This is a genomic window from Gemmatimonadaceae bacterium (genome assembly GCA_035533755.1).
Lineage (GTDB): Bacteria > Gemmatimonadota > Gemmatimonadetes > Gemmatimonadales > Gemmatimonadaceae > JAGWRI01.
Window position 1 is genome coordinate 36,700 of the sequence record DATLTC010000096.1, and the last position, 19,182, is coordinate 55,881.

Annotated in this window: 15 protein-coding genes; 8 read left to right on the forward strand and 7 right to left on the reverse strand. The window is 70.4% G+C overall.

Features of this window, described 5'->3' with window-relative positions; translation table 11 throughout:
- Nucleotides 1-508 precede the first annotated feature (508 nt).
- A complete protein-coding gene (gene rho / locus VNE60_13180) occupies nucleotides 509-1,993 on the forward strand; it encodes a transcription termination factor Rho (GenBank protein ID HVB32472.1) in 1,485 nt (494 codons plus the stop codon).
- Between the two features lie 36 nt (nucleotides 1,994-2,029).
- Here rho and VNE60_13185 read toward each other — a convergent pair whose 3' ends face one another.
- The gene (locus VNE60_13185) at nucleotides 2,030-3,412 is read right to left on the reverse strand and encodes a dipeptidase (GenBank protein HVB32473.1); all 1,383 of its coding nucleotides are present in this window, start codon (nucleotides 3,410-3,412) and stop codon (nucleotides 2,030-2,032) included.
- 150 nt (nucleotides 3,413-3,562) lie between these two features.
- On the opposite strand from VNE60_13185, the gene VNE60_13190 reads away from it, so the two are divergent.
- Both VNE60_13190 and VNE60_13195 read left to right on the forward strand, forming a co-directional pair.
- Nucleotides 3,563-4,459 carry an MBL fold metallo-hydrolase gene (locus VNE60_13190; GenBank protein ID HVB32474.1) on the forward strand — a complete coding sequence of 299 codons (897 nt, stop codon included), beginning with the start codon at nucleotides 3,563-3,565 and terminating at the stop codon, nucleotides 4,457-4,459.
- 6 nt (nucleotides 4,460-4,465) lie between these two features.
- Nucleotides 4,466-4,963 carry a MarR family transcriptional regulator gene (locus VNE60_13195; GenBank protein HVB32475.1) on the forward strand — a complete coding sequence of 166 codons (498 nt, stop codon included), beginning with the start codon at nucleotides 4,466-4,468 and terminating at the stop codon, nucleotides 4,961-4,963.
- 29 nt (nucleotides 4,964-4,992) lie between these two features.
- Here VNE60_13195 and VNE60_13200 read toward each other — a convergent pair whose 3' ends face one another.
- A complete protein-coding gene (locus tag VNE60_13200; protein ID HVB32476.1) occupies nucleotides 4,993-6,543 on the reverse strand; it encodes a glycosyltransferase family 39 protein in 1,551 nt (516 codons plus the stop codon).
- Nucleotides 6,540-7,790: a hypothetical protein gene (locus VNE60_13205; protein ID HVB32477.1), complete on the reverse strand. Its 1,251-nt coding sequence runs from the start codon at nucleotides 7,788-7,790 to the stop codon at nucleotides 6,540-6,542. The genes VNE60_13200 and VNE60_13205 overlap by 4 nt, the downstream gene beginning before the upstream one ends.
- 185 nt (nucleotides 7,791-7,975) lie before the next feature.
- On the opposite strand from VNE60_13205, the gene VNE60_13210 reads away from it, so the two are divergent.
- The gene (locus VNE60_13210) at nucleotides 7,976-10,024 is read left to right on the forward strand and encodes a thioredoxin domain-containing protein (GenBank protein ID HVB32478.1); all 2,049 of its coding nucleotides are present in this window, start codon (nucleotides 7,976-7,978) and stop codon (nucleotides 10,022-10,024) included.
- 25 nt (nucleotides 10,025-10,049) lie between these two features.
- Here the strand turns inward: VNE60_13210 and VNE60_13215 are convergent, their stop codons facing one another.
- From VNE60_13215 to VNE60_13230, 4 genes are read right to left on the reverse strand one after another with little or no spacing between them, the layout of a single operon-like run.
- Nucleotides 10,050-10,883, reverse strand: a complete 834-nt coding sequence (locus VNE60_13215) for a hypothetical protein (GenBank protein HVB32479.1) — start codon at nucleotides 10,881-10,883, stop codon at nucleotides 10,050-10,052.
- A complete protein-coding gene (locus VNE60_13220; protein ID HVB32480.1) occupies nucleotides 10,874-11,638 on the reverse strand; it encodes a hypothetical protein in 765 nt (254 codons plus the stop codon). Before VNE60_13220 ends, VNE60_13215 begins: the two co-directional genes overlap by 10 nt.
- A gap of 43 nt (nucleotides 11,639-11,681) precedes the next feature.
- Nucleotides 11,682-12,368, reverse strand: a complete 687-nt coding sequence (locus tag VNE60_13225; protein HVB32481.1) for a response regulator transcription factor — start codon at nucleotides 12,366-12,368, stop codon at nucleotides 11,682-11,684.
- Nucleotides 12,365-14,089: a HAMP domain-containing sensor histidine kinase gene (locus VNE60_13230; GenBank protein ID HVB32482.1), complete on the reverse strand. Its 1,725-nt coding sequence runs from the start codon at nucleotides 14,087-14,089 to the stop codon at nucleotides 12,365-12,367. Before VNE60_13230 ends, VNE60_13225 begins: the two co-directional genes overlap by 4 nt.
- Before the next feature lie 138 nt (nucleotides 14,090-14,227).
- Here VNE60_13230 and VNE60_13235 point away from each other — a divergent pair, with 138 nt between their 5' ends.
- Genes VNE60_13235 through zwf form a run of 4 tightly spaced genes read left to right on the forward strand, consistent with a single transcriptional unit; the run spans nucleotide 14,228 to nucleotide 19,176 of the window.
- Complete coding sequence (locus tag VNE60_13235) at nucleotides 14,228-16,003, forward strand: acyl-CoA dehydrogenase family protein (protein HVB32483.1); 1,776 nt, start codon at nucleotides 14,228-14,230, stop codon at nucleotides 16,001-16,003.
- A gap of 1 nt (nucleotide 16,004) precedes the next feature.
- Nucleotides 16,005-16,637, forward strand: a complete 633-nt coding sequence (locus tag VNE60_13240) for a cyclase family protein (GenBank protein ID HVB32484.1) — start codon at nucleotides 16,005-16,007, stop codon at nucleotides 16,635-16,637.
- Between the two features lie 26 nt (nucleotides 16,638-16,663).
- Nucleotides 16,664-17,578, forward strand: coding sequence for a decarboxylating 6-phosphogluconate dehydrogenase (gnd, locus tag VNE60_13245; protein ID HVB32485.1), 915 nt, complete (start codon nucleotides 16,664-16,666; stop codon nucleotides 17,576-17,578).
- Entirely contained in the window at nucleotides 17,575-19,176 is a 1,602-nt protein-coding gene (zwf, locus tag VNE60_13250; protein ID HVB32486.1) for a glucose-6-phosphate dehydrogenase, read from the forward strand. The genes gnd and zwf overlap by 4 nt, the downstream gene beginning before the upstream one ends.
- Nucleotides 19,177-19,182 lie beyond the last annotated feature (6 nt).

Here is a 19,182-nt window from a genome sequence, read left to right on the forward strand (position 1 = left end):
CCGTCCCGGCCCGCCCGGACCACTCCAGGGTTGCGCGAACGAGGCAAGTTGCCGATACTCCATGCGTCCGCTGGCACGACCAGTACGGTCCTTCCGGCCGATCGCGTGGCAGCCCGTCCCTCACGTGCGAGTGGATGATGGCGAGGAGGCCGCGCCCCGCAGGGCCCCGCCCGCCGACGCGTGAGGCATCCGCGCCGCGAGCGAGACAAATCAACGCCAGAGTCGCGTCGCACCACATCCCGTCAGTTCGCGCTCGACCGCGCTGCGAATTCATTCGCCCGGGTCAGATTCGAGCGCTTGCGCAATGGAGCGCGTGTGACGCGTGAGCAGCAGAGCCGGCCCACCGCTGAGCGTGGGCGTTCCAGACAGTGAGCTTCTCTTTTCCCAAACCATCAGCCGAATGAACGAACGTAGCCGCCCACCTCGTCGTGGCCGTGGCCCTCGTCCGCCTCGCCCCAATGGCGACGCGTCGGGCGAACCCAACCCGTACCGGGACGGATCCATGGACATGCTCCCTGAAGGGGACGCGGCCGGCAGCACCGCCGACGCTCCCTCCTCCGCTCCGGCTCCGGCCCCGTCCGTCGAGGCGGCGCCCGCCGCCACGTCGGACAGCGCGCCACCCGAGGAATCGAACGGGCGGGATGCGCCGGCGGCGCCGGCGATCAATCCGGACGGCGCATCGTCGAACGGAACCGGCGAATATGGGGCCCAGCGTCCAGACCAGGGCTTCAGCCGCCACGAACGCAACGGGCGGCGCCATCGTCGCAATCGGGGGCGGGGCCGCGGCCGCGAAGTGCGCGACACGCGGGATGGCCGGGAGGTGCGGGACGTGCGCGAGCAGCCGGCGACGCCGCAGGCGCCCGCGGTGCTCACGCCGGCCGGCGAGCTCAAAGGCTGGTACGATCCGCAGCGCGAAGGCGGGTTCGTGCGCCGCGCCGAGGCGAGCTATCTGACCGAGGCCAGCGATCCGTACGTGCCCCCGCAGCTGGCGCGGCAGTTCGGGCTGCGCAAGAGCGACACGCTGGACTGCGCGCTGGGGCGCGACCATCGTGGCCGGCTGACGGTGATGGAGATTCGCACCGTGAACGGCGAGGACCCCGTGGCCAGCGCCAAGCGTCCGGACTTCCAGTCGCTCACGGCGTCGTATCCGGAGCGGAAGCTGTTCCTGGAAACGGGACGGCCGGCCAAGGGCGGCGCCGAGTTGATCCGCCGCGCCATCGACCTCCTGGCGCCGATCGGGTTCGGCCAGCGGGCGTTGATCGTGGCCCCGGCCCGCGCCGGCAAGACCACGCTCCTGCACGCGATCACCGAGGGTGTGGCGATCAACCATCCCAACGTGGTGCTGCTCATCCTGCTCGTGGACGAACGTCCCGAGGAAGTGAGCGAAGCGATCTCGTGGGGGGTGGGCGAGGTGATCGCGTCGAGCTTCGACCAGCCGGCGCAGCGGCACGTGGACGTGACGGAGATGGTGCTGGAGCACGCGCGGCGTCAGGTGGAGCTGGGCCGCGACGTGGTGATCGTGCTCGATTCGCTCACCCGCATGGCGCGGGCGCACAACACGGCCGAACGCGGCACGGGACGCACGCTGTCGGGCGGCCTCGATGCCACGGCGATGGCCAAGCCCAAGGCGTTCTTCGGCTCGGCGCGCTCGGTGGCGCCGGCGGCGGGCGGCGGATCGCTGACGATCATCGCCACGGCGCTGGTGGAGACCGGCTCGCGCATGGACGACGTGATCTTCGAGGAGTTCAAGGGCACGGGCAACTGCGAGATCAAGCTCGACCGTCCGCTGGCCGAGAAGCGGATCTATCCGGCCATCGACATCGCGACCAGCGGCACGCGGCGCGAGGAGAAGCTGTTCCGTCCCGACCAGCTGGACAACGTGTTCACGCTGCGCCGCGGGCTGGCGCAGATGCCGCCGCAGGCGGCGATGGAGTGGCTGATCAAGCGCATCGCGGCCACGCCGAACAACGACGCGCTGCTGGAAGGGCTGTGAGCGAACCGGGGACGGGCGGCTGAAGGCGTCCGGCCCTCAGCTCTTCTTGCCCAACTCCTCATACAGCACGGCCACGGCCCTGAGCCCTCTGGTGAAGTTGTCCATGCTCAGCCACTCGTTGGGGGCATGGGCGTTCTCGCCGGGCAGTCCGAACCCCATGAGCAGGACGGGGGCGCCGAGGATGCGCTCGAAGTCGCCCACCACGGGAATGGAACCGCCCTCGCCGGTGATCACCGGGGGCTTGTTGAACGCCGCGGCGAGCGCCTTGCGCGCCGCGTCGTAGAGCGGCCCGTCCAGCTCGGCGCGCCACGGCCTGCCGCCATGCAGCGCCCGGACCGTGACCGTCACGCCGCCGGGCGCGACGCGCTCGACATGGGCCTTCATGAGCTGCTCGATCTCGCGCGGATCCTGATCGGGCACGAGGCGGCAACTCACCTTGGCCATGGCCTGCGACGGCAGCACCGTCTTGGCGCCCTCGCCGGTGTAGCCGCTGAGCAGGCCGTTGACCTCGCAGGTGGGGCGCATCCAGATGCGTTCGAGCGAGCTGTACCCGGCCTCTCCGCCGAGCACGGGAGCGCCGGTCTCGGCGCGGAACTGCTCGTCGTCGAACGGCAGCGCCTTGATCTCTCGGCGGGCCTTGTCTCCCCAATCGCGCACCTTGTCGTAGAAGCCGGGGATGGCCACGTGGCCCGAGGCGTCGTGCATGGTGGCGAGAATGCGGGCCAATGCCATGGCCGGATTCACGACGGCGCCACCGTAGCTCCCGGAGTGCAGGTCGGTGGTGGGGCCGGTGACGTCGATCTGGAAATAGGCGAGCCCGCGCAGCGACGAGAGGATGGACGGCAGGCCCGGCGCGAACATCGACGAGTCGGAGATGACCACCGCGCCGCACGCCAACTCGGCCTTGTGGGCCTCGATGAATGCCGCGAGGTGGTCGCTGCCCACCTCTTCCTCCCCTTCGGCGAGGACGACGACGTTCACGGGGAGGGCGCCGCGCACCTTGAGGTGCGCTTCGAGCGCTTTCATGTGGATGAACAGCTGGCCCTTGTCGTCCACCGAGCCGCGCGCGAACAGCTTGCCGTCGCGCACGGTGGGCTCGAACGCCGGACTGTGCCACAACTCGAGCGGTTCGGCGGGCTGGACGTCGTAGTGGCCGTAGATGAGCACCGTGGGGGCATCGGCGCCGGCGCCCCGCCACTCGCCCACCACGATGGGGTGGCCGGCGGTGGGGTGCACGGTGGCACGGAGTCCCGCATTGCTCATGTTGTCGGCCACCCACTGCGCGGCCCGGGCGGTGTCGGGGTCGTGCTCCGAGCGGGCGCTCACGCTGGGGATGCGCAGGAGGTCGAACAGTTCGTCGCGGATGCGGTGTTCGTTGGCGACGAAGAAGGCGTCGAGGTCGGGAGGAAGGTTGGACATGGTGGTTAAAGAAACGGGGCAGGACCGAAACGGCGCAAGACCGATACGGCGAGAACGCGGGCGGGACGGGGGCCGTCTTGCTGTCCGACGGCCGGACCGGCAGACTGTGGGACTGTTGGCGCGGCGGACATTCCCGAGACCACCGAATCCATGAGACCGTTCCGGATGGCGCTTGCGGCGCTCATCGCCATGTCGAGCATCGCCGGGGCCCAGAACACGCGCGTCGTGGTGCTGGGCACCGGCACGCCCAACGCCGACCCCGATCGCTCCGGGCCGGCGATCGCGATCGTGACCAACGGCCAGGCGTACCTCGTGGATGCGGGGGCCGGGATCGTACGCCGGGCGGCGGCGGCGGTGCGCGAGGGGGTGACGGCGCTGGCGATGCCGAAGCTGGACATCGTCTTCCTCACCCACCTGCACTCCGACCATACCCTCGGACTGCCCGACCTCATGCTGACCCCGTGGGTGCTGGAGCGCACGGCGCCGCTGCGCGTGTACGGGCCCCCGGGCACGGCGAACATGGTCCGGTTCATCGATTCCGCCTACGTGAAGGACATCGACATCCGGCTGCACGGGGGCGAGCCGTCGAACAAGACCGGCTGGCGCACCGACGTGCACGAATTCACCGACGACGGCGTGGTATACCACGACGCCAACGTGACCGTGCGCGCCTTTCGCGTGCGGCACGGCGCCTGGGATTATTCGTTCGGGTACCGCTTCGAGACGCCGGATCGCGTGATCGTGGTGAGCGGCGACACGCGCCCCACCGACGCCGTGGTGCGGGCCTGCAACGGATGCGACGTGCTGGTGCACGAGGTGTACGACGCCGAGCAGTTCAAGAAGCGCTCGCCCGCGTGGCAGGCCTATCATTCCCGGTACCACACATCCACGTACCAGCTGGGAGCGCTGGCGGCGCGGGCCAAGCCCAAGCTCCTGCTGCTGGTGCACCAGCTATTCTGGGGCGGCACCGACGCCGACCTCGTCCGGCAGGTGGAGACGCAATTTCACGGACGGGTGGTGTCGGCCCATGACTTAGGGGTATACTGATCCCCCATGGCGACCTCGAAATCCAGCCGCGAGAGCGCGATCCAGCGGGAGCTGCAGCAGACCCGACCGTTCCACTCGATCGGCGCCGAAGCGATGATCGGCATCATGCGCACCGCGGCGCTGATCCAGCGGGAGATCAGCGCCATCGTCGAACCGATGGGCATCACGCAACCGCAATACAACGTGCTGCGCATCCTGCGCGGCGCCGGCGACGAGGGCATTCCCACGCTGGCCATCCGCGGCCGGATGGTGGATGCGTCGCCGGGGGTCACCCGACTGCTCGACCGGCTGGAGGCGGCGGGGTATGCCCGCCGCGAGCGCAGCGCGCCCGATCGGCGACAGGTCATGTGCCAGATCACGGCCGCCGGGCTGGCCCTGCTCGCCCAACTCGACGCGCCGATCAGCGCATACGACGACGTGGTGGTGGAGATGCTCTCGGCCGCCGAGAAGCGCGAGCTGATCCGGATGCTGGACGCGATTCGGAAGACTACGGTAGGAGGGTAGGAGGGTAGGACGGTCGGCCGTTCAGCGTCTCACGGCTCGGTCGCCGGCCACGTTCCCTTCCACCCGCGCAGGATCCAGATGCGCCGCCGGGTGGCGACTCCGCCGTCGCGACGGGTGAGCGGCACCAGCGCGCCCTTCTCCACCGACGCGAAGTGGGCAGCGAGCACGACGGCCGTGTGGTGCGGTTGCGGCACCTCGTCCAGCACGAGCAGCAGGTCGTCGCCCACGTGCGCGAGCGCCCGGAAGCCGGGCCACAGATCGTACTGATTGGGACGACTGGAGAGGTTGAGCGAGAAGGTGACGGGATGCCCCGCCAGATGGTAGGCCAACTCGGAGGCGTCCTGGTACTTGTCGGCGGCCACCCACGCGTGCACGCGATCGCCGGCCACGAGGCGTTGCGCCGCGGCGACGCTGTCGGCGAGCTGGCCCCACCCGGCCGACCGCGCCACGGGATCGCGCGGCGCCGGCAGCGGCAGCACCGGAACGACCGCCTGCACGTACACGACGCACGACACGACAGCCGCAAGTGCGAGGCCCCAGCGCAGCCAGCGGCGGCCGAGGACGCCCCAATCGGTGGCGGCCAGGAGCGGGACGGCCGGGATGTAGGCCAGCGCCGGCCAGTTGGCCTCCACCGGCCGGCGGAAGGCGCTGAACAGGAACATGCCGACGCACGTGAGGGCCACGACTGCCAGCAGGTAGTGGGCGTCGCCGGCCGGACGGCGGACCGCGCGCCACACGGCGATACTCAGAAGGACGAGCAGGATCGGGGTGGCGAGACCGGCCTGCCCGCCGACGAGGGCGAGTTCGCGCACGAGCGGCGAGCCGCTGGGCGCCCCCAATCCGTGGTGCAGTTGGAACGTGAACGAGATCCAGCCGTGGCGTGAGTTCCAGGCCAAGACGGGAACGAACACCGTCAGCGCGGCCAGGCAGGCGGCCCAGGGTCCGGCTTCGCCCAGCCGTGCGCGCAGACTCCGGCGCGTGAGCACGGCGATCGTCACGCCCACGGGGAACAGGATGGATGTGTACTTGGACGAGAAGGCGAGGCCGAGCGCGAGCCCGGCGGCGATCCACCAGGCGAGCGACGCCGGGGAGTGGATCTTCGATTCGACGGCGCGAACCACGCAGTACACGCCCGCGGCGGCCGTGCACAGCAGCGGCACGTCGGGGGTGGCGAGCACCAGTCCGGCGGCGGCGAGCGGCATGAGCGAAAAGACGAGCGCCGCGAGGAGGCCGGCGCGGTCGCCGCCCAGGCGTCGGGCAATGGCCGAGGCGAACAGTGCCGCCAGGAATCCGGCGACGACGACGCCCAGGCGGACCGCGATCGGAGACGGCCCGATGCCGGCAGCGCCGGCGAGCCCGGTCCCGCCGCGGATGAGAGCGGCGATGCCCCACGGATGGTCGAAGTAGCCGGCGGCGAGGTGCCGGGACCACTCCCAGTAGTACGTCTCGTCGGGGAAGAGGGGGATGACCGCGGCGAACGCGAGTCGGACGAGCGCCGCTGCGGCAAGGACGAACAGGGCCAGGTGCCACGCATTCCGAATGTGCCTACCCGCCGCGCGCGGCGGACCGGGATCGGTCATGCCGCGCCTGCCGCTCCCCGGGGCCGGCGCCGGCGCCAAGCCACCGGCGCGAGCGCGATCGCCCAGATCCAGAGCAGCCATGACACGCGCTCGTCGTTGGTGAGCATGGTGAACATGCGGCTGACGACGAGTGGCGCGGTGGCGATCAGGCGCCACGTGGACCCGCGGGTATTGGCCACGCGGCGCTCGACCACCGTGGTGCCCTCGAAGCCCCGGGTGCGGATGACGTCGTCGATGGCGGCGGCGAGCGAGTCGGTGGACATGCCGCGCCATCCGGGCAGGGACACGAGGGTCCAGCCGGCCGCGGTGAATCCCCATCCGTGATTGTCGCTGCCGGCCACCAGCGCGAGGTTGAACGTGTCAGCCACGTAACTGATCACCGTCCGGAGGCGGCGGACGTCTCCCAGCCCGCGCGGCGACGCGTCGATGATCTCGATGGCGCGCGCGCCGGGCGTGCCGGGCCCGTGGGCGGGATGCAGGTTCCGCATGAGATCGGGGAAGGTGTACACCACGATCGGCTCGCTGTTGGGAATGGCGCTCGCGAGCGCGAGGGACGTGTCGTCCAGATCGCGCAGCGCCGGATCGGTGAGGCCCCGGTACCGTCGCTCCGCCCCGAGCAGGTTCACGTGCGCGCCGCGCCACACCACCTCGAGCCCCTGCAGGATCATCGTGCCTTCGCCCGCCACCGGCGGATTGTTGGCGATTCCATCCTCGGCGCCCTGCACGGTGCGGTGGTCGGTGATGTAGGCAACGTCGAACCCTGCGTTGCGATGCCAGCGGCGATTGGCCTCGGGGCTGAACCAGGGCGCGCCGTCATGGGAGAACTTGGTGTGCGAATGGAAGTCGGCCACGAGCACGGCGTCGTTGAACGGAGTGTCGACCGACACTGCGGCCATCGGGCGCGGGACGAGCGCGCCGACGGCGTAGACCAGCACCAGCCCGCCCAACGCGAGGGCCGCCGCTTTCAATTCACGAAGGAAGCCGGTGCCATGGCGGAATCCGCGCCACGCCCGGCACGCGGCGAACAGCGCCACCAGCGTGATGAGGATGGCGATGTGCTGGCGCACGCTCATCAGCGACAGCGTGTCCAACACGCTGCAGATGGGGGCCAGTAGCAGATACCCCGTGGAGAGCACCAGGTGCACGTCGGGCACGCGCTGGAAGGTGCTGGCGTTCCGGATCGGATCCACGGCGAAGTCGGCCGACACCAGCACGAGCAGCGACAGGATCACGGCCCACCAGGGCACGCGGCCCAGCGTGGGAAGACTCGCCGGTGATGCGGGGGAACCGGCATGAGCGGTGCGGCGCTTTGTGGAGTGGCGAGAACGATCGTCGGCGGCCACGGCGGGTCCGGTTGGGTGGGCGTGGGTCCAGCTGCCGAATGGTTAGTGTTCCACGTCTAAGGTAGCGTCACTTTTCCCAGAGCGCACCAATGGCCAACCGACTGGCGCACGAGACCAGCCCGTACCTGCGGCACCACGCGCACAACCCGGTGGACTGGTACCCGTGGGGGGCCGAGGCACTGGACCGGGCCCGCCGCGAAGAGCGGCCGATCCTGCTCAGCGTCGGGTACGCGGCGTGTCACTGGTGCCACGTCATGGAGCGCGAGTCGTTCGAAAACGCGGGCACCGCGGCCCTCATGAACGCGCGGTTCGTGTGCATCAAGGTGGACCGCGAAGAGCGTCCGGATCTTGACGCGATCTACATGCAGGCAGTGCAGGCCCTCACCGGGCACGGCGGGTGGCCGATGACGGTGTTCCTCACGCCCGAGGGCGAGCCGTTCTACGGCGGCACCTACTACCCGCCCGACGACCGGCACGGCATGCCGTCGTTCCGGCGCGTGCTCGAGGCGGTGTCGGACGCGTACGCCAATCGGCGCGGCGACGTGCGCAAGACCACCGACATGCTGCGGCAGATCTACGATGCGGCGGCGGCGCCCGCCACGGCCACCGGTGCGCTGGACGCGGCGCTGCTCGAACGCGCCTACCGCGCGGCCGCCGCGGAGTACGACGCGCGGTACGGCGGGTTTCGCGGCGCCCCGAAATTTCCGCAGGCAATGTCGCTCGACGCCATGCTCGCCGTGTGGGCGCGAACGGGCGAGCCGTTCCCGCTCGAGGTGGCCGCGCGGTCGTTCCGCGCCATGGCGCGCGGCGGCATCTACGATCAGGTGGGCGGGGGCTTCGCGCGCTACGCCACCGACGCGGGGTGGCTGGTGCCGCACTTCGAGAAGATGCTCTACGACAACGCGCTCCTCGGCCGGCTGGCGGTGCACCTGTGGCAGGCCACGGGTGACGACGGCGTACGTCGCGTCTGCGAGGAGACGTTCGACTGGGTGGCCCGCGAGATGACGGCGCCGGGCGGCGGCTTCTACTCCACGCTCGACGCCGACAGCGAAGGGGAGGAGGGCAAGTTCTATCTCTGGACGGCGGACGAACTCGACGCGCTGCTGGGCGCCGACGCCCCGCTCGTGCGTGCGTACTACGGCGTGGAGGCGGGCGGCAATTTCGAAGGCCGCTCGATCCTGCACGTGCCCGATGACCTCGGCGCCGCGGCGGCGCGGGCCGCGGTGGAGCCGGCCGCGCTGCGCGATGCCGTGGACCGGGCCCGGCGCACACTCTACGACGCGCGGAGCCGCCGGGTGTGGCCGGCCCGCGACGAGAAGATCCTGGCCGCGTGGAACGGGCTCATGCTGCGGGCGGTGGCCGAGGGCGCGCGGGCCTTCGAGTCGACCGCGTACCGCGACCTCGCGCTGCGCAACGGCGAATTCCTGTTCCGCGAGATGGTGCGCGACGGGCGCGTGATGCGCGTGCACACCGACGGAGTCACGCGTCTCGCCGGCTACCTCGAGGATCACGCCGCGGTGGCGCTGGGCGCGCTGTCGCTCTACGAGCTGACCTTCGATCGCATATGGCTGGACCGGGCGCGCGATCTGGGCAGCGCCATCGTCCGCTGGTTCTGGGACGAGGAGACCGGCGCCTTCTTCGACACCGCCCGCGACCACGAGTCGCTGATCACGCGGCCGCGCGACGTGAGCGACAACGCCACGCCGTCGGGCACGTCGCTGGCCGTGGAACTGTCGCTGCGGCTGGCCGAACTGTTCGGCGACCCCGAGCACCGCGAACGCGGCGAGCGGGTGCTGGCCTCGCTCGCCGAACCGATGGCGCGGCATCCGCTGGCGTTCGGGCATCTGCTGAGCGCGGCCGACCTCGCGGTGTACGGCGCGGTGCAGCTGGCGGTGGTGGGTGATCCGTCGAGCGATGCGTTCCGCGCCCTGGCGCGGGAATCGGCGCGGCAATACGTGCCGTCGCTCGTCATCGCCGGCGGGGCGGCCGCGGACAACGCGGACGTCCCGCTGCTCGCGGACCGGCCGCTGCGGGATGGCCTGGCGACGGCGTATCTGTGCCGCGCGTACGCGTGCAACGCGCCGGTGACGGCGCCGGGGCTGCTGGCGGTCCAACTGGAGGAGACGCGAACCGGGTAAGGCCGCGCGCCGTGCTCGGCGCCGGTCAGCGCAGCACGGTGCGGAAGCTGAAGGTCGAATCGACGAGGAAGAAGGCGCGGTTGTAGCCGCGCGGGTCGAAGGCCACGTAGCGCGGTCCGGCGCGGAGCACGACGTACGGGGAGTCGGTCAACTCGAAGTGCGCGGCGCGCAAAATGGCGGACGCCACCCGAGCGCACACCCCGACGTCATCAACCACCCGCACCGCGCTGGAGTCCACGCCGCCGAGGCCGAGGTCGTTCATCAACCGGATCTCGCCGGCGTCGCGCGAGGCGAGCATCTCCTTCACGGCATCGATGCGCAGCAGACCGCCGGTGGAGCCGTCGGCGCACGACGTTTCCGCCGGGCCGGACGCGTCGGCGGGGGGCGCGTCGGCGACATCGGTTCGGTGGAGCGACAGCGTCTGCGCGCTGGCCACGCCCGGCATATGGCGCACCACGTCGGCCGCGGCGTCGAGCATCTCCACGTTCCCGGCGCCATGCAGGCGCACGAGGTAGTAGCCGTCGGCATCGCCGCCGCGGTCGCCGCCGATCACCACGCCGCACACGCGGTCCACGGCGGCCTGGCGCTGCATCTGGGTGGCCGACGTATCGAATCTGGCGGCGATCACGTTCTTGAGCAGACTCACGCCAGGCCGCGACGCCACGGTGATCGTGCCGAGCGAATCGAGGACGTCCTGCGCGATCGTGTCGGGCGCGAGCGGGGGCACGAACGCGGTGGCCGAACAGTCCCGACCGGGCAGGCTGGCCAGGCGCTGCGCGTACGCCGGCCGCGCGCCGGCGGCGGCCGCCAGCGCGGCGAACGCCAGCGTGAGCGCGCGCAGCGGCCGGGCTACTTCCACCACAGGGGCACCGTGGCCCACGCCGCAGGACTCCACAGCTGCGGGTCGAGCGAGTCGTTCACGCGCACGTCCGTGTAATCCTCCTGATAGGCCAGCTTGCCGCCCGACCAGACCTGCACCTGCTCAGCCAGCCAGCCGCCGGGTCTGGAAACATAGCGATTGAAGCGGATGTCCTGCGTGGCCGTTCCGCGCGGGTTGGGCTGGATGAGCCGCACGAACAGCAGGCGCTCGGCGTCCACCCAGAACTGCTTGCTCGCCGTATCTCCCGGGGCCGCACCCACGACGTACACCGGCCGGCCCTGGAAAGTGTCACGGTGGAACTTCGTGAGGTCGATTCCCTCGTGGCCCAGCACGTCCGCGGTGTGCGTCGGGGCCTGCCGGTACACATCGAACCCGAGGATCATGAGCGGGTTCCGCTCCGCCGCGGCGCCGGTGAGCTTGCCGCCTTTGAATAGATAGGTGCTGTCGCCCACATAGAGCATCCCGTCGCGGGCGGCCGCCTCGCCCATGTCGATGCGGAGCTTGCCCGGGATGGACGCCGCTTCGTGCCACGTCTGCACGCGCGCCTCGGCGCCGTCGGCCGCGAACCAGGTGCTCTTCTGGGTGAAGGTGAGCGTCCGGTACCAGGTGTCGGCGTACCGATCGTGCATCGCGGCGATGAGCTGCGGGCCATCGCTGGGCAACTGAGCGCGAACCGGGGCGGCGACGACGAGGTTCGCGAGGGCGAGTGCCGGAATGAACGCGAAGCGGCGCATGGATTGGGGGGAGAGGGAGAGGCGAGCGCGGAGGGAAAGCTGCTCAGGCTTCGAGCCGGTAGCCCGCTTTCCACACGGTGAGGATGTGCTTGGGTTTGGACGGATCGTCTTCGAGCTTACGGCGCAACTCGGCGATGTGGATGTCCACCGTCCGCGTCATGACGTCGGCGCTGTAGCCCCAGACCTCCTTGAGCAACTCGAGGCGCGAGACGACGGCGCCGCGGCGGCGCACGAGGGTGAGGAGCAGGTCGAACTCCTTGGGACTCAGCGCCACGGGGTGATCGCCGCGGGTGACGGTGCGCGACGCCGGATTGATCTCCACGGCGCCGAACCGTTCCAGCGCCGCCGCGTCGCGGACGTCGGACCGGCGGGCGCGGCGGAGGAGCGCCGCGACGCGGGCCAGCAGCTCGAGCACGCCGCACGGCTTGGTGACGTAGTCATCGGCCCCGAGGCGGAAGCCGAGCACCTTGTCGGTCTCCTCGCCGCGCGCGGTGAGGATGAGCACCGGCATCTCGAGTCCTTCGTCGCGCAGGGTGCGCAGCACCCGGTAGCCGTCCATGCCGGGCAGCATGAGGTCGAGGATGACGAGGTTGGGATTCCACTCACGGGCGCGGACCAGCCCCACCTCGCCGTCGCCGGCCACGTCCGCGTCGTAGCCTTCGATCTCGAGGCCGGTGCGCAGGCCGTAGGCGAGATCGGGGTTGTCTTCGATGATGAGGATGCGGTTCATATGGCGGGCTCCTTGATCGCGGCGGCGCCGGCGGCCGGCAATTTCACGACGACGCGCACGCCGCCGCTGGGGGAGGTCTCCATGGTGCAGGTACCGCCGTGCATCTCCACCAACTCGCGTACGACCGAGAGGCCGATACCGCTGCCGCCGGTGCCGCGCTCGGTATCGCGGGCCAGGCGCACGTAGGGCTCCCACACGCGATCGCGGTCGGCCACGGCGACGCCCGGCCCCTCGTCGTCGATCCAGATGCGGGCCTTGGTGCCGGTGCGCGCCGAGCCGATGGTGATCGTCTGCCCTTCGGGGCCGTATTTGGCCGCGTTGTCGAGGAGGTTGAGGATCACCTGGCGGAAGGCGTCGCGGTCCACGAGGGCCACGAGGTCGACGGCGAGCTCGGCGCGCAGCTTCATCTTGCGGGAGCGCGCCAGCGGCGCGAACAGTTCGAGCGCTTCGCGCAGTTCGCGCTCGAGGTCGGTGGGCGCCGGCGAGATCCGGTTCTGCTTGCGCTCGCCGCGCGAGAAGTTGAGGACGTTCTCCACGAGATAGGTGAGGCGGCGGGCCTCCTGGTCGATGATCCCCGCCGAGCGGACGCGCTCCTCCTCCGACCGCAGCTTGCCCATGTGCAGCAGTTCGGAGAACCAGCGGATCTGGGCGAGCGGCGTGCGGAGCTCGTGCGACACGCCCGAGACGAACTCGGTGCGGAGCCTGGCCAGCTCCTGTTCGCGGCGGAGCTGCACGAGGGCGATGGCGAGCAGGATGGCCATCACGACCAGCAGGGAGATGAGCATCGGCAGCCGCGACGGCGGGAGCCCGCCCACGATCAGCCGGCCGGCGACGTCGGGGCGCAGCGCCACGCGCAGCACGAGCCGGCCGAAGTTGGGCTCCAGCGTGTCGGCGACGCTGTAGGTGAGATCGTACTGGCCCGGCGAGCCGAACAGGGGCTCGCCGTGGACGTCGTCCACGGCGAGCGAGAGCACCGAATCCACGGGCAGGCTGCCGACGAGCGACGGCGGCAGGAGGGCGTTGCGGTGGTATACCGAACGGAACGCCGGGGTGAGGAACTGGAGCGGCGCCGTCTGGTAGCCGTAGATGACCACCGGCTGGCCCTTGAGGTTCCGCGACACGAGGAATACGAGCAGGATCGGCTGCTCGTCGATCCCGCCCAGGATCATCACGTACGAGTCGTTGGTGACGATCACGCGCATGGACGCTTGCGGCCGGGACCTGCTGTCCGTGGAGCCGTAGGACTGGGGGAGCATCTCCGACAGCGGCTTGAGCTGCTTGACGTAGGTGACCACGGTATCGCGCACCCACCGCAGTTCCGCCGTGGACGCACGGTTCCGGGTGGTGAGGAGCTGGCCGTTGGGCCAGTCGATGCGGAAGTAGTACCGCACGCTGTCCAGGCACCCACACCAGCCGGCGTAGTCGCGGGCCATGGCGCCCACCGATTCGGGACTGAGCAGCGACGCCGGCAGTCGCGTGGGATCCACCCGCATCGCCGCCTGGGCCAGCGACGGGATGATGTTGGTGAGGAGTTCGTTCTTGACCTGCTGCTCGAACTGCCAGTCGGCGAACGACGCGTAGTCGTGGAGGGTGTGCTCGGCGGTGAGGCGGTGGCCGCGAGCCGCCACCTCGGCCTGGTACACCAGCAGGGCGGTGACCACGAGCGCGAGCCCGAGGACGACCACCGTGCCGACGACGCGGGAGGGGCGGGGAGGGGTCATGGTGAAGGAAATGAAATGCTCGCCGCCGGGGCCAGCCAGCGAGCGGGGGCTGTCTTACCAAAGACTTACAGCGAACGGCGTGTCACAACATGGTATGATCGTCTTGACTGTGGGGGACAAGGGGTCAAACTCCAGAGCATGCATTCCGTCACGGCTTCCTTCGTCCGCGGGATCTTCAGCGGCGCGGTGCACGAATCGCTGATCTTCCCCTACCCTGACCCGCTCGACCGCCGGGATCCGGGCGAGGCGCGGCGGGTGGGTCGGCTGATCGACCGCCTGCGCGAGATCGCGCACGACCTGGTGGACTCGGCGGAACTGGACGCGCACGAGACGATACCGGAGCCGGTCGTGCAGGCGCTGGCGGCGGGCGGGCTCCTGGGGCTCACGATTCCCGAGGCGTTCGGGGGCGCCGGCCTATCGCCCGCCGGCTACGCGCGCGTGTTCGGCGAAGTATCGCGTATCGACGCCAGCCTGGCCGTGCTCGTGGGGGTGCACTGCGGCCTGGGGTGCAAGGCGCTGGTGCTGTACGGGTCGCCCGACCAGCAGGCGCGCTACCTGCCGATGCTGGCGCGAGGCGAGACGCTGGCCGCCTATGCGCTCACCGAGCCTGAGACCGGCTCGGATGCGCAGAACATCCGGACCCGCGCCGAGCTGTCGGGCGACGGCACGGCGTGGATCCTCAACGGGCACAAGCAGTGGATCGGGAACGGGCAGCGCGCCGGCGTGATCGTGACGTTCGCGCAGACCCCCGTGGAGCGGGGCGGCGACCGCGTCTCGCGGCCCACGGCGTTCATCGTCCGGCCCGACATGCCGGGCTTCACGGTGCTGGGCACGGTGCAGAAGCTGGGCATCCGCGGGTCCACGCAGGCCGAGTTGCTGTACGAGGACCTCACCGTCCCGCTGGACCATGTGCTCGGCACCGTGGGCAAGGGATTCGCCGTGGCGGTGCGCGTGCTCAACGGCGGGCGCCTGTCGCTGGCCGCCGGGTGCACGGCCGGCGCCAAGCACCTGCTGCACGAGATGACGACGTTCGCCGAGGAGCGGGTGCAGTTCGGGAAGCCGATCATCGAGTTCGAGATCACGCAGCGCAAGCTGGCGCGGATCGCCGCCGACACCTACGCCGCCGACGCGATGCTGGGCGTGCTGACGGCGATGGCGGCCGCGCCGGACGGCGACGATGCGCTGGAGGCGGCGTGCTGCAAGGTGTTCGCCAGCGAGCTCCTGTGGCGTGCCGCGGACGAGATGGTGCAGGTGGCGGGCGGACGGGGATTCGTGAAGCCGTATCCCTACGAACGCATGCTGCGCGATGCGCGGATCAACCGGATCTTCGAGGGGACGAATGAGATCCTGCGGCTGTTCATCGCCCTCAACGGCATCCAGGGACCGGCTGGCCAGATGCGCGAGATCGCGGCGGCGCTCAAGCATCCGGTCCGCCACCTGGGCCTGGTGAGCGGCTTCGCGGCGTCGCGGCTCAAGAGCCGGCTGGGGGCCACCGGCACGCTGGACGTGGTGCTGCATCCCCGGCTCGAGGGGCACCGGCGCTATTTCGAGCGGCACGTGCGCGAGCTCGCCGACGCCGGGCAGCGCCTGCTTGACGTGTACCGGGAGCACATCGTGGACCGCCAGCAGGAGCTGGAGCGGCTGGCCGACATGGCCGTGGAGCTGTTCGCCACGGCGGCCGTGCTGTCGCGCACGCAGCGCCTGGTGGATGAGCGCGGGATCGCGGCGTGCGCGCACGAGGTGGACCTGTGCGATCTGTTCGCGGTGGAGGCCGGCCTCCGGTTTCGCGCCGCCCGCGACGCGCTGTTGTCCATCCAGGATGAGACGCGGCGCGCGGTGGCGAGGTCCATACGGATAGCGCACGGCTACGCGGTGGACGACCCGCTGCTGGATTGGCCCCAACGGACGGAGTGACATGCGACACATCTACGACATCTCGGTGCCGCTGGAGTCGGGCGGGCTGGTGTATCCGGGCAATCCGGAGATCCACATCGCGCTGCAGCAGGCGATCGCCGACGGCGCCAGCGCCAACGTCTCGCGGCTGGAGCTGGGGTCGCATACCGGCACGCACGTCGACGCGCCGCGCCACTTCTTCGACGACGGCGCCGGCGTGGACACGCTGCCGCTGGACGTATTGATGGGCCCGGCGCTCCTGATCGCGGTGGCGCCGGACGTCATGGCCGTGACCGAGGAGCATCTGCGGCCGCACGATCTGACGCATGCCACGCGCGTGCTCATCCGCACGCGCAACTCGGCGTTCCTCCGCGAGCGGGATTTCCACCCCGATTTCACCTACCTCTCGCCCGACGGGGCGGCGTATCTGGTGGATCACGGCGTCAAGCTCGTGGGGGTGGACTACCTCTCCGTGGAGCAGTTCCACTCCGGCCACCATCGTACACATCGCACGTTGCTGGAGCGCGGGGTAATCATCATCGAGGGGCTCGATCTCAGCGAGCCCCCGGCGGGGATCTACGAGCTGCGCTGCCTGCCGTTGCGACTCGTGGGGCTCGACGGCGCGCCGGCGCGCGCCGTGCTGCTCGCGTCCTGACCCACTCGACAGGTCTTCTCTTTCCGGTGACTGGTGCAATGCAATTGGCGATGATCGGCCTTGGCCGCATGGGCGGGAACATGGTGGAGCGATTGATGCACGGCGGCCACACGGTGGTGGTGTATGACCGGAGCGCCGACGCCGTCCAGCGGTACGCGGCGCTGGGCGCCGCGCCGGCCAAGGACCTTGCAGACCTCTGCGCGCAGCTCAAGGGGCCGCGCGTGATCTGGATCATGGTGCCGGCCGGCGCGCCGGTGGACGACACGATCGCCGAGCTGCTCCCGCATCTGGGCGATGGGGACGTGATCATCGACGGCGGCAATTCCAACTTCCACGATTCGATGCGCCGCGGCGCGGCGCTGGTGGAGCGCCGGATCGAATTCATCGACGCCGGCACGAGCGGCGGCATCTGGGGGTTGGCAAACGGCTACTGCCTGATGGTGGGCGGATCGCGCCGCGCCGTCACGTACTGCGAGCCGATCTTCAAGACGCTGGCTCCGCCCGACGGCTTCGCGCACGTGGGCCCGGTGGGCGCCGGTCACTACGTGAAGATGGTGCACAACGGCATCGAATACGGCATGCTCCAGGCGTACGCCGAGGGGTACGAGGTGCTGCACGCCTCCAAGACGTTCCCGGGCCTCGATCTGGAGCAGATCGCCTCGGTGTGGCAGCAAGGGAGCGTGGTGCGGTCGTGGCTCAACGAGCTGGCCGTGCAGGCGTTCTCCAAGGACGCGTCGCTCGGCGCCATCAAGGGCTGGGTGGCCGACTCCGGGGAGGGCCGGTGGACGGTGGCCGAAGCGATGGAGCTCGACGTGCCGGCGCCGGTGATCACGCTGTCGTTGCTGATGCGATTCCGCTCGCGGCAGGAAGACAGCTTCTCGGCCAAGGTGATCGCCGCGCTGCGCAACGAGTTCGGCGGGCACGCCATCAAGGCTGAATGACGGCGCCGACAACGCACGTGGCGGTCCGGCCCAGCCAGGTGCTGCGCGCCATCGGACCCGAGCGCCGCATCCCCGATCCCTGCACGATGGTCGTGCTCGGCGCCTCGGGCGACCTGTCGCGCCGCAAACTGATGCCGGCCCTCTACCAGCTGGCCAAGGACGGGCTGTTGCCCGAGCCGTTCGCGCTGCTGGGCGTGGGCCACGCGGCGTACGACGACGCGGCGTTCCGCACGCTGGTGCGCGCCGAGCTCGAGCGGTCCGAGGAGATCGAGGATGTGGACGACGCCGTGTGGCGCGCGCTGAGCGCGCGGCTCCACTTCGTATCGGGCGATCTCGCCGACGCCCGCACGTACCAGGCGATCGGGGGCCGGCTGGCCGAGCTCGAAGCGCCGCGCGCCGAGGAGGCGCGCAATCGCCTGTTCTACATGGCCGTGCCGCCGAGCGTGTTCGAGGAGATCGCCCGCCACCTGTCGGAGAGCCAGCTCGCGCCCAAGGTGGGCAGCGCGGCGGTGCGGCCCTGGCGCCGCGTGGTGATCGAGAAGCCGTTCGGGCACGACCTGGCCACCGCCCAGGCGTTGAATGAGCTCGTGCTCGAACTGTTCGACGAATGCCAGCTGTTCCGCATCGATCACTACCTGGGCAAGGAGACGGTGCAGAGCATTCTCGTGTTTCGCTTCGCCAACGCGATCTTCGAGCCGCTGTGGAACCGCCAGTCCATCGCGCAGGTGCAGATCACGGTGGCCGAAACGGTGGGCGTGGAGCAGCGCGGCGCGTACTATGAAGAGGCGGGCGTGGTCCGGGACATGTTCCAGAACCACATCATGCAGCTGCTGGCGCTCACCTGCATGGAGCCGCCGGTGACGATGAGCGCCGATGCCGTGCGCGACGAGAAGGTGAAGGTGCTGCGCTCGCTGCGTTGGATGGGGCCGGCCGATGTGGAGCGGTCGGCGGTGCGCGCGCAGTACCGCGCCGGCTCGGTGGGCGGCGCCGACGTGGCCGGCTACCGCCACGAGCCCACCGTGGCGCCCGATTCGGTGACGCCCACCTATGCCGCGCTGCGGGTGTTCCTGGACAACTGGCGCTGGAACGGCGTGCCCTTCTTCCTGCGGTCGGGCAAGCGGATGGCCGAGCGCGTGTCGGAGATCGCCGTCCAGTTCCGCGAACCGCCGCACCTGATGTTCGGCCACGAGACCCGAAAGCTGATGGCGCCCAACACGCTCGTGATGCGCATCCAGCCCGACGAGGGCATCTCGCTCTCGTTCCAGGTGAAGACGCCGGGTGCGGCGTACCAGTTGGCACGGCAGATCGAGGTGGCGCCGGTGGCGATGGACTTCGCCTACCGCGACGCGTTCGGCGACGTGAACCCGTCGGCGTACGAGACGCTCCTCCTCGACGTGATGCTCGGCGACGCCACGCTGTTCACGCGCAGCGACGAGGTGGAGGCGGCGTGGAAGGTGGTGGAACCGATCCTCGACTACTGGGCCGCGCACCCGCCGGCGCGCATGGAGACGTACGAAGCCGGATCGTGGGGGCCGGCGTCGGCCAATCAACTCATCGCGCAGGACGGCGCGGTGTGGCGCGTGCCGGAGCGCGAGTAGCGGGCA

Coding starts and splice junctions, on each gene's coding strand:
- VNE60_13230 (HVB32482.1), bottom strand. CDS start 14,089: ATGACCCCTCCCCGCCCCTCCCGCGTCGTCGGCACGGTGGTCGTCCTC.
- VNE60_13200 (HVB32476.1), bottom strand. CDS start 6,543: ATGACCGATCCCGGTCCGCCGCGCGCGGCGGGTAGGCACATTCGGAAT.
- VNE60_13185 (HVB32473.1), bottom strand. CDS start 3,412: ATGTCCAACCTTCCTCCCGACCTCGACGCCTTCTTCGTCGCCAACGAA.
- rho (HVB32472.1), top strand. CDS start 509: ATGCTCCCTGAAGGGGACGCGGCCGGCAGCACCGCCGACGCTCCCTCC.
- VNE60_13240 (HVB32484.1), top strand. CDS start 16,005: ATGCGACACATCTACGACATCTCGGTGCCGCTGGAGTCGGGCGGGCTG.
- VNE60_13220 (HVB32480.1), bottom strand. CDS start 11,638: ATGCGCCGCTTCGCGTTCATTCCGGCACTCGCCCTCGCGAACCTCGTC.
- VNE60_13210 (HVB32478.1), top strand. CDS start 7,976: ATGGCCAACCGACTGGCGCACGAGACCAGCCCGTACCTGCGGCACCAC.
- VNE60_13225 (HVB32481.1), bottom strand. CDS start 12,368: ATGAACCGCATCCTCATCATCGAAGACAACCCCGATCTCGCCTACGGC.
- VNE60_13195 (HVB32475.1), top strand. CDS start 4,466: ATGGCGACCTCGAAATCCAGCCGCGAGAGCGCGATCCAGCGGGAGCTG.
- zwf (HVB32486.1), top strand. CDS start 17,575: ATGACGGCGCCGACAACGCACGTGGCGGTCCGGCCCAGCCAGGTGCTG.
- VNE60_13190 (HVB32474.1), top strand. CDS start 3,563: ATGAGACCGTTCCGGATGGCGCTTGCGGCGCTCATCGCCATGTCGAGC.
- VNE60_13235 (HVB32483.1), top strand. CDS start 14,228: ATGCATTCCGTCACGGCTTCCTTCGTCCGCGGGATCTTCAGCGGCGCG.